Annotated in this window: 12 protein-coding genes; 5 read left to right on the top strand and 7 right to left on the bottom strand. The window is 59.5% G+C overall.

Features of this window, described 5'->3' with window-relative positions; translation table 11 throughout:
* Nucleotides 1–2 precede the first annotated feature (2 nt).
* Both ACJ8HH_RS09685 and manX read right to left on the bottom strand, forming a co-directional pair.
* Nucleotides 3–803, bottom strand: coding sequence for a PTS mannose/fructose/sorbose transporter subunit IIC (locus tag ACJ8HH_RS09685; protein WP_033634888.1), 801 nt, complete (start codon nt 801–803; stop codon nt 3–5).
* Nucleotides 804–859: 56 nt separating this feature from the next.
* Nucleotides 860–1,819, bottom strand: a complete 960-nt coding sequence (manX, locus tag ACJ8HH_RS09680) for a PTS mannose transporter subunit IIAB (protein WP_033654424.1) — start codon at nt 1,817–1,819, stop codon at nt 860–862.
* A 563-nt stretch (nt 1,820–2,382) separates the two neighbouring features.
* On the opposite strand from manX, the gene ACJ8HH_RS09675 reads away from it, so the two are divergent.
* Nucleotides 2,383–3,927 (top strand): TerC family protein, encoded by a 1,545-nt coding sequence (locus ACJ8HH_RS09675; protein ID WP_033634886.1) that lies wholly within the window; start codon nt 2,383–2,385, stop codon nt 3,925–3,927.
* Nucleotides 3,928–3,943: 16 nt separating this feature from the next.
* Here the strand turns inward: ACJ8HH_RS09675 and ACJ8HH_RS09670 are convergent, their stop codons facing one another.
* The 4 genes from ACJ8HH_RS09670 to pabB all read right to left on the bottom strand — a co-directional run bounded on the left by ACJ8HH_RS09670 (nt 3,944) and on the right by pabB (nt 9,558).
* A complete protein-coding gene (locus tag ACJ8HH_RS09670) occupies nt 3,944–5,530 on the bottom strand; it encodes an EAL domain-containing protein (RefSeq protein ID WP_039565702.1) in 1,587 nt (528 codons plus the stop codon).
* 268 nt (nt 5,531–5,798) lie between these two features.
* A complete protein-coding gene (gene sdaA, locus ACJ8HH_RS09665; RefSeq protein WP_033634884.1) occupies nt 5,799–7,163 on the bottom strand; it encodes an L-serine ammonia-lyase in 1,365 nt (454 codons plus the stop codon).
* 446 nt (nt 7,164–7,609) lie between these two features.
* Complete coding sequence (locus ACJ8HH_RS09660; protein ID WP_033654422.1) at nt 7,610–8,188, bottom strand: CoA pyrophosphatase; 579 nt, start codon at nt 8,186–8,188, stop codon at nt 7,610–7,612.
* Entirely contained in the window at nt 8,185–9,558 is a 1,374-nt protein-coding gene (pabB, locus tag ACJ8HH_RS09655; RefSeq protein ID WP_060428225.1) for an aminodeoxychorismate synthase component 1, read from the bottom strand. The genes ACJ8HH_RS09660 and pabB overlap by 4 nt, the downstream gene beginning before the upstream one ends.
* Before the next feature lie 524 nt (nt 9,559–10,082).
* Between pabB and ACJ8HH_RS09650 the strand changes: the two genes are divergently transcribed.
* Together ACJ8HH_RS09650 and ACJ8HH_RS09645 are read left to right on the top strand one after the other, a co-directional pair.
* Nucleotides 10,083–11,084, top strand: a complete 1,002-nt coding sequence (locus ACJ8HH_RS09650) for a glycosyltransferase (RefSeq protein ID WP_049211961.1) — start codon at nt 10,083–10,085, stop codon at nt 11,082–11,084.
* 70 nt (nt 11,085–11,154) lie between these two features.
* The gene (locus ACJ8HH_RS09645) at nt 11,155–11,400 is read left to right on the top strand and encodes a YoaH family protein (RefSeq protein ID WP_049211962.1); all 246 of its coding nucleotides are present in this window, start codon (nt 11,155–11,157) and stop codon (nt 11,398–11,400) included.
* A gap of 34 nt (nt 11,401–11,434) precedes the next feature.
* Here the strand turns inward: ACJ8HH_RS09645 and purT are convergent, their stop codons facing one another.
* Nucleotides 11,435–12,613, bottom strand: a complete 1,179-nt coding sequence (purT, locus tag ACJ8HH_RS09640) for a formate-dependent phosphoribosylglycinamide formyltransferase (RefSeq protein WP_041035497.1) — start codon at nt 12,611–12,613, stop codon at nt 11,435–11,437.
* A 246-nt stretch (nt 12,614–12,859) separates the two neighbouring features.
* Between purT and cspE the strand changes: the two genes are divergently transcribed.
* Both cspE and dbpA read left to right on the top strand, forming a co-directional pair.
* Nucleotides 12,860–13,069, top strand: coding sequence for a transcription antiterminator/RNA stability regulator CspE (gene cspE, locus ACJ8HH_RS09635; RefSeq protein ID WP_004927572.1), 210 nt, complete (start codon nt 12,860–12,862; stop codon nt 13,067–13,069).
* 147 nt (nt 13,070–13,216) lie between these two features.
* Nucleotides 13,217–14,599: an ATP-dependent RNA helicase DbpA gene (gene dbpA / locus ACJ8HH_RS09630; RefSeq protein ID WP_049232809.1), complete on the top strand. Its 1,383-nt coding sequence runs from the start codon at nt 13,217–13,219 to the stop codon at nt 14,597–14,599.
* The last annotated feature ends 80 nt before the right edge of the window (nt 14,600–14,679 follow it).

The raw sequence follows: 14,679 nt of genomic DNA, 5'->3' as shown, positions 1-14,679 counted from the left end.
TCCTAGTCGAGTTCGTTATCGAGATCGTTCGCATTAGCCGGGCCGGCCTGGACAACCTGAGACTTGTTGTATTTCGGGCTGAGCTGGATATACAGCACGGCCATCACCACGCCGATGACGCCGAGCGCCACCAGGTTGAAGTTGGTGAAGGCGGCGGTCACGAAACCCAGGTAGAAGAACGGCATCAGGTAGCCGGCGCGCATCATGTTAATCACCATCGCGTAACCGACCACCACGATCATGCCGCCGGCGATGTTCAGGCCGCTGGTGACCACTTCCGGGATCGAGTTGAGCAGGGCGTGTACCCCGGCGGTACCGACCGAGATGGCGACGATGACCGCCGGGATGGCGATACGCATCGCCTGCAGCAGCAGGGCGCCGATGTGGATCCAGGTGATGGCCCGCAGGCTGCCGCGCTCCGCCGCGCTGTCCGCCGCGTGCTGGAAGGCCACGGTGAGGGTGCGCACGATGATGGTCAACACCTGGCCGGCCGCCGCCAGCGGAATGGCCAGGGCGATACCGGCGCCGACGCTTTGCCCGCCGGCGATGACCAGAATGGTCGAGATGATGGACGCCAGGGCGGCATCCGGCGCGACTGCCGCACCGATGTTCATCCAGCCCAGGGCGATCATTTCCAGCGTACCGCCGATAATGATGCCGGTTTTCATATCGCCGAGAATGAAGCCGATCAGGGTACAGGCGACCAGCGGACGGTGGAACTGAAACTCGTCGAGGACGGAACCCATCCCGGCGATACAGGCAACGATAAATATCAGCACAATCTGAAGAGTGGTGATCTCCATTGCACTTCTCCTATGACCAAAAAAGCTCTGAGTAAAATAATCAGCGGCTGGCGCCACTAATTGAGTTTGTTAATCAGGTCCATCATTTTTAGCCGGCTGTCGGACGAGACCTTGCGTACCTCCAGCTCGATACCGCGATCGTTCAGTTTCTTAAACGCTTCGATATCTTTTTCATCGACGGAAACGGCGTTGTTCACCTGGGTTTTCCCCTGACGGAACGCCATGCCGCCGATATTGACGGATTGAATATCCACGCCGCCCTCCACCAGACGCAAGACGTCGGTCGGGTTGGTAAACAACAGCATCACGCGGTCGTTGGCGTATTTCGGGTTGTTCCAGACGCGGATGGCCTTCGCCACGTCCACCACGTGGGCGGTGACGCCCGGCGGGGCGACCTGGGTCAGCAGGGTTTTGCGCACATGGTCGGCGGCGACTTCATCGCTGACGACGATAATGCGGCTGACGTTGGTCTCTTTGGTCCAGCGGGTAGCGACCTGGCCGTGAATCAAGCGGTCATCGATGCGCGCCAGGCCGATTTTCATGTGGTCATTCGGCCCCAGCGGCGCCTGAGGGGCAGCGGCTTTGGCGACGGGTGCTGCGGGTTTTGCGGGTTCTTCCTGCGGTTTTTTCAGCGCTTTCACGCCTTCGCGGCCGGTTTCCAACGCCAGCGCCACCAGTTCATCGAAGGCGGGGTTGTCGTCCCGCGCCATGAAGGTTTCCACCAGCATCGGAATGTTGACCCCGGTGACGACCTCATAGTTTTCCTTGTCGACCGCAATGCGGCTGGCGGCGTTGAACGGGCTGCCGCCCCAGGTATCCACCAGGAACAGCACGCCGCCACTGGTATCCAACCCACTGATTTTTTCGTTGTACTTGACGATTAACGTCTCGGCATTCTCACCGGGAACGAAGTCTATAAAGGCGACGTTGTCCTGCTCGCCCAATAGCATCTCCGCCGTTTTCAGCAGTTGTTCCGCTGCAGCCCCGTGTGTGCCGATGATAATAGCTATTGCCACTCGCTACCTCCTCGTTGAACTCCAGGCGCGGTTTGTGTCGTTTCTCCGCGCCGTCTTGGCAGTCACTTCCGCGGTTCAGATACATTATGGTAGAAAAAAAGAAACGCACGCCTAACATTTCTCACGCAGTTTCAAATGCCTGTGCGCAATACTTCACGAACGCGACATTTATTTTAGTGAGTGAAAAAATATTTTTTGTGACGCTGCTCCGCTATTGAATGCTCGGAGAAATCTTAGCTGTCGCAGATGACATGGCGGGGACGTCACCCTAAACCGCCGTTGAAAAAGCCGCTTTGTCCCCCAGAAAAATCCTGATACAGTAATTCCTTCTTTCATCACTAAGGAGTGAAGGGCCTCAGCCCTCCCTATGGACTGTCACCGAAGTTACTGTTTTTCCAGGTTTCACCCGCCACCCGCTGGCGTTGCATATGCTGTTCGGCCCTTCGGCCATCTCCCGGCAATCCCATCCCGTCACCTTGCTATTGTCGACTGCACCCATGCAGCGGCGGCATCGTCACGTCTGAGCGGCATGCGCTCATTCCCACTTTTCTCTGGAGTCTGATATGGAATTTTTAATGGACCCCTCTATTTGGGCGGGGTTGCTGACGCTGGTGGTGCTGGAAATCGTGCTGGGCATCGACAACCTGGTGTTCATCGCCATTTTGGCCGACAAGCTGCCGCCGAAGCAGCGCGATAAGGCGCGCATTATCGGCCTGTCGCTGGCATTGCTGATGCGTTTGGGCCTGCTGTCGGTGATCTCCTGGATGGTAACCCTGACCACGCCGCTGTTCAGCGTCGGCGATTTCAGCTTCTCCGGCCGCGATTTGATCCTGCTGTTCGGCGGGGTGTTCCTGCTGTTCAAGGCCACCATGGAGCTGCATGAACGGCTGGAAGGGCAGACGCATCAAGACGGCGCTAACCGCGGTTACGCCAAGTTCTGGGCGGTGGTGGTGCAAATCGTGATCCTCGACGCGGTATTTTCGCTCGACGCGGTGATTACCGCCGTGGGCATGGTGAACGATCTGCCGGTGATGATGGCGGCGGTGGTGATCGCGATGGCGGTGATGCTGTTGGCGTCGAAGCCGTTGACCAACTTCGTCAACGCGCACCCGACCATCGTGGTGCTGTGCCTGAGCTTCCTGTTGATGATCGGCCTGAGCCTGATCGCCGAAGGCTTCGGTTTGCACATTCCTAAAGGCTACCTGTATGCCGCTATCGGCTTCTCGATCCTGATTGAATTGTTCAACCAGATCGCGCGCCGCAACTTTATCAAGCATCAAGCGCGCCGTCCGATGCGCGAGCGCACCGCGGAAGCGATCATGCGCCTGATGGGGCAGCAGCGTGCGCAGCAGACGGACGATGCGGTCGCCTTGCCGAGGGATGAAACCTTTGCGGCGGAAGAGCGCTATATGATCAGCGGCGTGTTGACGCTGGCCTCGCGTTCATTGCGCAGCGTGATGACGCCGCGCACCGACATTTCCTGGGTCGACTGCGAGCGCTCCCGCGAGGAGGTGCGCGCACAGCTGCTGGATACGCCGCACAGCCTGTTCCCGGTGTGCCGCGATTCGGTGGATGAGATCGTGGGCGTGGTACGCGCCAAGGATCTGCTGGTGGCGCTGGAGCAAGGGGAAGATATCGCCGAGTTCGCCGCCCGCACGCCGCCGATCGTGGTGCCGGAAACCATGGACGTCATCAAGCTGCTGGCGGTGCTGCGCCGCGCCAAAGGGCGGCTGGTGGTGGTCACCAACGAGTTCGGCGTGGTGCAGGGGCTGGTGACGCCGCTGGACGTGCTGGAAGCGATTGCCGGTGAATTCCCGGACGAGGACGAAACGCCGGACATCGTGGCGGAAGGCGACGGCTGGCTGGTGAAGGGCGGAACCGATCTGCACTCGCTGGAACAGGCGCTGGCCTGCGATGACCTGGTCAGCCCCACCGCCGACTATGCCACCCTGGCGGGGCTGCTGTTGGCCCACTACGGGCAGATGCCGGTGGCGGGAGATAGCATTGAGCTGAACCACCTGCGGTTCGATATCGTTGAGGTGTCCGAATACCGTATCGAACTGGTGCGCGTTACCCGCGTCGTCCTGGACGAGACGGCGCACGCGTAACCCTCCCGCCGGGGGCTCAGGCCTCCGGCGGATCCTCTTCCGCTTTCCTGACGCGCGATTCGTACTGCTGCAACCACAGCGGGAAAACGTGGATCGGCATCGGCTTGGCGAAATAATATCCCTGCAGGGCATTGACCTCGCGTGAGCGCAGATAGTCGGCCTGTTCCTCCGTTTCCACCCCCTCTGCCACCAGTTTCAGCTTCAGGCGCTGCGCCAGCGTAATGATGGTGTCGGTCACCGTGGCGTTGACCGCGTCGGTGCCGATGGCGGCGGTAAACCCGCGATCGATCTTCAAGACGTCCGGGCTGAGGTTCTTCAGGTAGCTCAGCGAGCTGTGGCCGGTGCCGAAATCGTCGATGGCCAGCATGATCCCCATGTCTTTCAGCGTGCGAATCTGGTCATACTGAATTGCCGACAGCGCGGTGCGTTCGGTCAGCTCCAGCATCAGCGAGGGCATCGGGTGCGCCGGCAGCCAGATCTGGCGGATATCGTCGATGATATTGAGCGTTTTAAAATGCTCGGCGGCGACGTTGATGCTGATGTAGAACGACGGCCGGGGCGGGAACAGCTGCAGATTTTCCGTCACGGTGCTCATCAGATAGCGGGTGAGCGGAATGATCAGCTCATGCTGCTCGGCCAGCGGAATAAACACGTCGGGCGAGATCCACCCTTGCCGTTTCTTTTTCCAACGCAGCAGCATCTCGACGCCGGCGCAGCGCCCGGTATCGCTGTGGATGATCGGCTGGCAGTAGACGCGGAACTCGCGATGGGTGATGGCATGGCCGATGTGATAAGACAGGCTCATGCGGTTGGCGGTGAGCAGATAGACCACATAGGCGGCCAACAGGCTGATCAGCAGCGCCAGCGGAATATGGCGCGGCAGGGCGGAAAGCGCCAGCATGCCGATCTGCGGGCCGAACAGCGAAATCGAGAACGGATACAGCGCGGAGCCGGCGGTGTAGCGCAGATCGTTGGTCAGGGTATCGCGGCTCAGGATTTCGCGGCGGCCGTATTCCAGGCTGCTGTCGGCCACGTTCAGCACCACGCGCTGAACGTAAGGCTCCTGCGGCTCGAGTAAAAAGTTGGACAGCAGCTCGATATTGAATACGTGCAGCACGCCGCTGGTTTTATCGCGGGGCGATGGCGTCCACAGCACCAGCGTGGGCAGACCTTTGCTCACCGCCAGCGAGGGGCGCAGCGCCAGCCTGGCGTCGCTGTTGACGAAGGAGGGCATCACCGCGGCCAGCTGATAATGACGGGCGCCAAACAGGCTGGAGCAGTAAATAATGCCGTTCTTCACCAGCAACATGGCGCGCAGCGCCTGATTTTGCGCGGCGCGAAAGCGCAGGGTAGATGACACGTTCTCGCAGGACTGGTTCAGCATGTCCATGCTGCGTTCCGCCTGCAGCTGCGCCGGCGTCAGCAACTGGTTGAGCTTGCCGACGGTGCGGGTGGCCAACGTGTGTTGGCTCAACTCGATGCTTTTGACCTCTTGATAGTAACGGGTATACAGCGATACCAACAGAATAGCCGCGCCCACCGCTCCGGCCAGCAGCCAACGGTAGTAACGATATCGGGACGCGGCGAGGTGGGTCATCAACATCCGGTAAATCCTTGTTCGGTAATCCAGCTCCGAGTCACAGTCAGGCGATTGATCCTTAAGTTGCGCTCGGCTAATTCTAGCCTGAGGTTATACAAGATTGATGGTAACTCAGTAAATTATTTCAGTTTGGTAAAACAGAAGGCCAATTTGCAGGCTAACCGCCGGATCGATGAGAAAAATGCAGGATTTTTTCTGGTGACATTGTCACTAAAACGTTCAATGAATTGATTACCCATAAAGAAAACCCGCCGGGCGGCGGGGTTATCTGTCAGTCGCATTGCACCTTGATTGCCAGGCCGCCGCGTGACGTTTCGCGGTACTTGGCGTTCATGTCTTTGCCGGTTTCGTACATGGTCTCGATCACCTTATCCAGCGAAACGCGCGGCTCGCTGGTGCGGCGCAGGGCCATGCGGGCGGCGTTGATCGCCTTGACCGAAGCGATGGCGTTGCGCTCGATGCACGGCACCTGCACCTGGCCGGCGACCGGGTCACAGGTCAGACCCAGGTTGTGTTCCATGCCGATCTCCGCCGCCACGCACACCTGTTCAGGGCTGCCGCCCAGCAGTTCGGCCAGGCCGGCGGCCGCCATGGAGCAGGCTACGCCGACTTCACCCTGGCAGCCGACTTCGGCGCCGGAAATGGAGGCGTTCATCTTGTACAACGCGCCGATGGCGCCCGCCGCCATAAAGTAGCGGATATAGATGTCCGGGCTGACGGACTCGATGAAGTGATCGTAGTAAGCCAGTACCGCAGGCACGATGCCGCAGGCGCCGTTGGTCGGCGCGGTAACCACGCGGCCGCCGGCGGCGTTTTCTTCGTTAACCGCCAGCGCGAACATGTTGACCCAGTCGATCACGTTCATCGGATCGCTGGACAGTTTGTCCGACGCCACCAGCATGCGGCGCAGCGCTGAGGCACGGCGCGGCACGCGCAGCGGCCCCGGCAGTACGCCTTCGGTGTTCAGACCGCGATCGATACAGGCGCGCATGGTTTGCCAGACGTTGCCGAAGTAGGTCTCGATCTCTTGCTTGCTGTGCAGCGCCAGTTCGTTCTGCATCACCATGCCGGACAGCGACAGCCCGGTCTCGCGGCAGTGATCGAGCATTTCGCGCGCGGAGTTGAACGGATAGGGCATTTGCAGCTCTTGCTCGGCGTCCTTACCGAAGTTCTCCTCGTCGACGATGAAACCGCCGCCGATAGAGTAATAGGTCTTGCTGTACACTTCTTTATCGCCGGCGAAGGCGTGGATCTGCATGCCGTTTTCATGCAGCGGCAGGTTGTCGCTGCGGAAGACCATGCCGCCGTCGCGCGGGAAATCGACTTCATGCAGGCCGTTGGCCAGCATCAGGCGTTGACGTTGTTCTACATCGCGAATAAAACCTGGAATGCTATCGATATCGACGGTGTCCGGCATGTTGCCGGCCAGGCCGAGAATGATGGCGATATCGGTATGGTGACCTTTGCCGGTCAATGAGAGTGAGCCGTAAACGTCTACGGCAACACGCGTGATAGAAGGCATCAGGCCTTTATTTACCAGATCGTCGACAAACTGTTTGCCGGCTTTCATCGGTCCAACCGTATGAGAGCTGGACGGGCCGATGCCGATCTTAAACATGTCGAAAACGCTAATCACGCTAAAACTCCTTAAAGAGACGTATTGTTATGGCTGCGGCGGTTAAAAACCGCGCAGGGAACAGCGATATTGTAAAAGGGCCGTGCGGGTTCGGCTGCCTTTTTCGCATGAAATTAAATAATCCGTGGTGTCGCTTTTTTTCCTGATTACCCGGGGCGAACCCTTAAGCGGGGTATCCGCTTTCGCCCAAGCTCCATTAGCGGTAATCGCGCCAGCCTTCCGTGCTGAACGCCGCCGGCTTAATCCCTGTTTCTACAGTGGTTTATCTCGGACGGTGGTATTTTACAGGTATTTCGTAAGGTTTAAGAGAGGGTTTACAGTTTTTTTAAAACCATTCAACCGGAACGGTAGTTGAAAAAGCGATCAAATGAAGTGATTTCGATCGCTTTACCTGCAGCTGACACCGACGGCCATGCCAGATTGCGAGTCAGATCACGCAATGCGGGCTAAATACTGACCTGTTGCGCCAGGCGGCGAATGATGGCGGCGGTCAGCCCCCAGATAAACTGGCTGTGATACCAGGAGAGATAAATGCGGTGCGTGCGGCCGGCGCGGTGAATATCCAGCGGGTAGTAACGCGACAGGGTCAATGCTTCCCGCAGGGGCATCTCGAACACGTCCGCCACTTCGCCCTCGTTGGCGCGGAACTGCACGTCCGGCGGGATCAGGCCGACGATAGGCGTGACCTGAAATCCGGTGCTGCTGTCGAGCGGCGCCATTTGGCCGAGGACGGTCACCGCGTGCGGCGGTATCGCCACTTCTTCCTGCGCTTCCCGCAGCGCCGTGACGATCGCCGATCCGTCTTCGGCGTCGGTCTTGCCGCCGGGGAAGGCAACCTGGCCGGCATGTTTGCGCAGCGAGTCAGCGCGGCGGGTCAACAGCAGCGTCGGCTCGGCGCGGCAGACGATCGGGATAAGCACCGCCGCCGGGCGCACATTGTGCGAGATCTGCGCCGCCTGCGGCAGCTGCAGTTGAAAACGGCTGATAAAGGCGTGCAGCGAGGCCGGTGAGTTCGATGGGATCACGACGGGGCATACTCCCCAAGCTGCGGCAGAATACGGCCAACCTTGTCGAAGGTCTCCTGGTATTCCGCCTGCTCCTGGCTGTCCGCCACGATGCCGCCGCCGGCGGAGCAGTGGATGCGGCCGTTTTCGGTGACGAGCGTGCGGATGGTGATGTTGGTGTCCATGGTGCCGCAGGCGCTCAGGTAACCGATGCTGCCGCAATAGGCGTTGCGCCGCTGCGGCTCCAGCTCTTCGATGATTTCCATCGCGCGCACCTTGGGCGCGCCGGTGATCGAACCGCCGGGGAAGCAGGCGCGCAGCAGCTCGGTGGCCGAGGCCTGCTCCGGCAGGGTGGCGGTAATGGTGCTCACCAGGTGGTGCACGGCGGGGAACGGCTCCACGACGAACAGTTCCGGCACCCGTACGCTGCCGGGCTGGGCGACGCGGCCGATATCGTTGCGCAGCAGATCGACGATCATCAGATTTTCAGCGCGATCCTTGGGCGAATCGGCTAAGCGGCGCGCCTGTGCGGCGTCCTGTTCCGCGTCCGCCAGCCGCGGCAGCGTACCCTTGATCGGGCGGGTTTGGATGCGCTGCTGCGCCAGCCACAGGAAGCGCTCGGGAGAGACGCTCAGCACGCTGTTGTGCGGCAGCCGCAGGAAAGCGGAAAACGGCGCGCGGTTGCAGGCGCTCAGTCGGCAAAACGCCTGCCATTCATCCCCCTGATAGTCGGCGGAGAACCGCTGCGCCAGATTAATCTGGTAACAGTCGCCGCTGCGCAGGTAGTGTTGAATACGTTGGAACTTCTCGCCGTATTGCCGGCGGCTCATATTGGCACGCCAGCCGCTCAGCAGCGTGAAGGGGCGCTCCGTCGGCGCGGTTTGGCTAATAAGCCAGCGCCAGCGCTGCTCCACATCGCCATAGCTGAGCAGCGTCAGGGTTTGCAATTGGTGGTCGGCGATCAATGCCCAGTCATAAATGCCCACCGCCATGTCCGGCAGAGCGAGGTCGGCTTCAGCCAACTGCGGCAAGGTTTCCACTCGGCGCCCGAGATCGTAGCCGAACAGCCCCAGGGCGCCGCCCTGAAACGGCAGCTCCGGGTTAAACGCCGGCTGCCAGCCTTGCGCCGCCAGCTGCTGGTGCAGCAGGGAGAACGGATCCTCCTGAGACTCAATGGTGACGCCGTCACTTTCGATTGTCGTGCCGGCGCCCTGGGTGGTGAGCGTAACGCGCGGCTGTGCGACCAGGATATCGAAGCGGTTATGCGAGTGATCGGCAAAGCCCGAATGCAGCAACATCGCCCAGGGCTGTGCTGAAAGCGGGGCGAAAAGCGTCATCAGGGCACTGCGGCTGTAGGGCAACGATTTTATGTTTGGGGCGGTTACGCTCATGAACGTCAATAAACCTGGCTGTGAGGACGGCGATAGATATCTGGCGGCTAGTGTGCCATAGACGGTCACGTCATGCATGTTTTGCCATGCGCGGCATGCAGCACAGTTCACATAAACGGCAGTTCAATAAACCTGAAATAAGGCATTTTTTGCGCCATTGATTATACTTCGATATGTTAAAAATTTAACGTCAAATGCACTGGAAGCCTATTTGCCGCGGGCGCAAGGCTCGAAAAATATAAAAAAAGATTCGTTAATTTCATAAATTTATTATTTCTGCTTGTTATTAGATGCGGAGCGGCGTGTTTTTGCCTGATTTTAGCCAGCGTCGCCGCCCTTTGGAATTAATGGGTTAATTACTCAGCGCTTTCTGGCGCTGGTTTGAATAAAGAAAAACAGGTTCGGTTCCATTAGCCGCTGCGGGAATTTGCAGGCGTCACGCTATTTCAGCGTGCGCTGAACCCTATGCGTCTTTTAGAAAAGTAAAATTATTATTTTGTTACATTATCATTAAAGAGCTGCCTATGTCGTTAATGCTGAGCGTGATCGTCCCGATGCACAATGCGGGGGAATTATTGGAGCCTTTCCTGGCCTCGCTGCTGGCCCAGCGTGAGCAGCGGTTGGAGGTGATCATCGTCAACGATGGTTCCACCGACGGTTCGGGGGAGATCGCACACCGTTACGCGGCGGCGCATCCGCATATTCGTGTGATCGATCAGGCCAATGCCGGTGTTTCTAACGCGCGCAATGCCGGGCTCGCCGTTGCCCGAGGCAAATATGTGGCGTTTCCCGATGCCGACGATGTGCTGGCGCCGGACATGTATTCCACGCTGCTGGAACAGGCGGAACAACACCAATTAGACGTGATGCAATGCAATGGCGAACGCTATTTCACCAGCCAGGATGAATTGCAGCCGATTTTTCCCGAGGCGCGTTTGCGCACCACCGACGTTATCACCGGCGTACAGTGGTTTGAACGTGCGTTGAAATCGCGAAAGTTTATTCACGTTGTATGGCTGGCAATATATCGCCTCGACTTTATTCGCCAGCATCGCCTTTATTTCGAGCCGGGATTGCATCACCAGGATATTCCCTGGACAACGGAAGTCATGTTTAATGCCAAACGGGTCAAATATTTAAGCACGCCGCTGTACCGTCAACGGGTGCACGACAAATCGATCAGCAACCGCCGTCGCACCGGTCAGGCGAACGTGGATTATCAACGCCACTATATGAAAATCGTCGAGATGCTGGAGCGGCTCAACCGGCGCTATGCCGGCACTGTCGCCATTCGCCCGGCTTTCCATTGGCAAATCACCCGCGAAGCGCTGGGCATTTGCCACAGCATTCGTCGTGAGCCGGATCCGGCTGCCCAGAGTCAGATCACCGAAGAGTTCTATCAGCGCGGCATCGACAGAGCGATGTTCGCCAATGCGCGCGGTCTGAAACAGGGGTGGCATGTCATGCTGTGGCTGCATCGGCTGAAGCAGTGGCGCAGCGATAACGGCTGCTCGCAACCGGCCTGAGCCACAAGACGTTGGGATCCGCCGCGTTAGCGCGTATACTCCTTCTCCCTTTTGCCGGAGAAAACGACACATGCATGCAGGTATGCCATTACTGAGTCACGCGGAGCAGCAGGAAGCGGCGGATCGCATCCATCAACTGATGGAGCAGGGCATGAGCAGCGGTGAAGCCATTGCTCGCGTTGCGCAGGAAATTCGCGAGAAGCATCAGGGCGCTCAGGTTGCGGTACTGTTCGATGACGATGATGAAGACGAGCAGCATGAGGCCGCCCCGGAGGCGTCGCGGAATGACGATGTTGAAGAAGACGAAGACTATTGACGTTATCGGGGCCGCGCAAGCGGCCCCGTGAGTATCAGCCGTTGACCGCCACGGCGGCAGCGGCTTGTTTCGCTTGCTCCACCGCCTGTTCCGTCGTGTCCGCCGTCGCCAGCGCCACGCCCAGGCGACGCTGCCCGGCGATCTCCGGTTTGCCGAACAGGCGCAGCTGGCTGTGCCCGCGCAGCGCGTTTTCCAGGCCGCTGAAGCGCACATCGCTGCTGGTCAGCTGGGGCAGGATCACCGCCGAAGCGGAAGGGCCGAACTGGCGGATGGCGCCAATCGGCAACCCGAGAAATGCGCGAACGTGCAGGGCGAACTCGGACAGATCCTGTGAGATCAACGTGACCATGCCGGTATCGTGCGGCCGCGGAGACACCTCGCTGAAGATCACGTCGTCACCACAGACGAACAGCTCCACGCCGAACAGGCCGAAACCGCCCAGGGCCTTCACCACCTTCTCCGCGATAGCCTGAGCGCGGCTTAACGCCGCGGCTGACATGCGCTGCGGCTGCCAGGATTCGCGATAGTCCCCATCCTCCTGACGATGGCCGATCGGCGCGCAGAAATGTACGCCGTCCACGGCGCTGATGGTCAACAAGGTAATTTCAAAATCAAATCTTACCAGCCCTTCGACGATCACCCGGCCGCCGCCGGCGCGGCCGCCCTGTTGGGCGTAATCCCAGGCGCTTTGCAGTTGCTCAGGCGTGCGGATCAGGCTTTGTCCTTTGCCGGAAGAACTCATCACCGGTTTGACGATGCACGGGTAGCCGATGTGCTCGACCGCCTGCCGGAAAGTCGCCTCGCTGTCGGCAAAGCGGTAGCTGGAGGTGGGCAGGCCAAGCTCTTCCGCCGCCAGGCGGCGGATGCCTTCACGGTTCATGGTCAGGCGCGTGGCTTCGGCGCAGGGCACCACGCGGTGGCCCTGGCGTTCAAGCTCGACCAGCATGGCGGTGGCGATCGCTTCGATTTCGGGAACGATATAGTCCGGCCGCTCTTGTTCGATAACGGCTTTCAGCGCGTCACCGTCCAGCATATTGATGACGTGGCTGCGGTGCGCCACGTGCATGGCGGGGGCGTCGGGATAGCGATCGACGGCGATCACTTCCAGGCCGAGGCGCTGGCATTCAATGGCGACTTCTTTGCCCAGCTCCCCGGAGCCGAGCAACATAACGCGGGTGGCGGAAGGGCGCAGGGCGGTTCCAATCGTTAACATAGTTTCGTACCTGGATCGGTGAAAGTAAGCGGATTGATGATCGGCGGGCAGTATATACGAAAACGATTGCGTGCGCAGCCGCTGCGCTAAGTTTGTTGCTAACTTGCTGTTTTTATAACAAGCAGAAATATTTGCCCTGCATGGGCGATTATGCGTTAATAACCGACGACGAAAGAAGACCTACATATAGCATGGTTTTCGCGTCTCGTGCCGTCAAGGCAGGTTTATCAAGTAAAGGAAACACAAATGAGCAAGATCACTGGTCACGTTAAATGGTTCAACGAAAGCAAAGGTTTCGGCTTCATCACGCCTGCCGACGGTTCTAAAGACGTTTTCGTTCATTTTTCCGCTATCGTTAGCGATGGTTTCAAGACCCTGGCTGAAGGCCAGCAGGTTGAGTTCTCCATCCAGGACAGCCAACGTGGCCCTGCCGCAGCCAACGTCGTCGCCATTTAACGACGGAGCCGCCAAGAAACCCGCCGCCGGCGGGTTTTTTTATGCCCGCTGCCCGTAACGCCGCCCATCTCTGTTATCATTTGCCGCTGATTCGGCGCCAACCTGCGGGCGCGCCGCCATTCCATTCGTCATATAAGAGTTATCGCCGTGAGCACAGTTTCTTTTTCTTCCCTGCCGCTGCCAGCCGAACAGTTGGCCAACCTCAACGAACTGGGGTACGCCAAAATGACGCCGGTGCAGGCCGCCGCGTTGCCCGCCATTCTGCAAGGGCGGGACGTGCGCGCCAAGGCGAAAACCGGCAGCGGCAAAACGGCGGCGTTCGGCATTGGTCTGCTGAATAATATCGTCGTCGCTCAGGTCGCCACGCAGGCGCTGGTGCTCTGCCCCACCCGCGAATTGGCCGATCAGGTGAGCAAAGAGTTGCGTCGCCTGGCGCGTTTCACGCAAAACATCAAAATCCTGACGCTGTGCGGTGGCCAACCGATGGGGCCGCAGCTCGATTCGCTGGTGCACGCGCCGCACATCGTGGTGGGGACGCCGGGGCGCATTCAGGAGCATCTGCGCAAGAAAACGCTGCTGCTGGACGAACTGAAGGTGCTGGTGCTGGATGAGGCCGACCGCATGCTGGACATGGGCTTCGCCGACGATATCGACGATGTGATCAGCTACACGCCGCCGCAGCGTCAGACGCTGCTGTTTTCCGCCACCTATCCGGCGGGTATCGAACGCATCAGCGAACGCGTTCAGCGCCAGCCGCTGAGCGTCGAAGTGGGCGATGACGAAGCGCAGACCGCCATCGAACAACGCTTCTATGAAACCACGCGCGATCAGCGCCCGGCGCTGCTGGTGTCGGCCATTCGTTATCATCAACCAGCGTCCTGCGTGGTGTTCTGCAATACCAAACGCGATTGTCAAACGGTGCTTGAGGCCCTGGAGGCCCGCGGCATCAGCGCACTGGCGCTGCATGGCGATCTGGAGCAGCGCGATCGCGACCAGGTGTTGGTGCGCTTCGCCAACCGCAGTTGCCGGGTGTTGGTGGCGACCGACGTCGCCGCTCGCGGGCTGGACATCAAAGAACTGGAGCTGGTGGTTAACTACGAACTGGCGTTCGATCCCGAAGTGCATGTGCACCGTATCGGTCGTACCGGGCGCGCCGGCATGAGCGGGCTGGCGATCAGCCTGTGCACGCCGCAGGAAATGGCGCGGGCGCATGCGATTGAAGACTACCTGCAGATGGCCGTAGATTGGGCGCCGGTGTCCGAGCTGAGCGGGGCCGCCAACGGCTCGCTGGAGGCGGAGATGGTAACGCTGTGCATCGACGGCGGCCGCAAGGCGAAGATCCGCCCCGGCGATATCCTTGGCGCGCTGACCGGCGATGCCGGGCTGACGGCGGCGGAAGTGGGCAAGATCGACATGTTCCCGGTGCACGCCTACGTCGCGATCCGTAAAGCCAGCGCGCGCAAGGCGCTGCAGCAGCTGCAGCAGGGCAAAATCAAAGGCAAGAGCTGCAAGGTGCGGCTGCTGAAATAAGCCGAAGGCGGGCGGCGGTTTGCCTTCCCGCCATTATCTATTTATACTGTATATATTTACAGGTATTTGAGTATTTGAGG

Origin of the sequence: Serratia sp. CY32780 (genome assembly GCF_052169135.1) — a bacterium.
GTDB lineage: Bacteria > Pseudomonadota > Gammaproteobacteria > Enterobacterales > Enterobacteriaceae > Serratia > Serratia sarumanii.
Note: the sequence above shows the minus strand (reverse complement) of the source record. Positions and strands in the feature narration are given on the sequence as shown.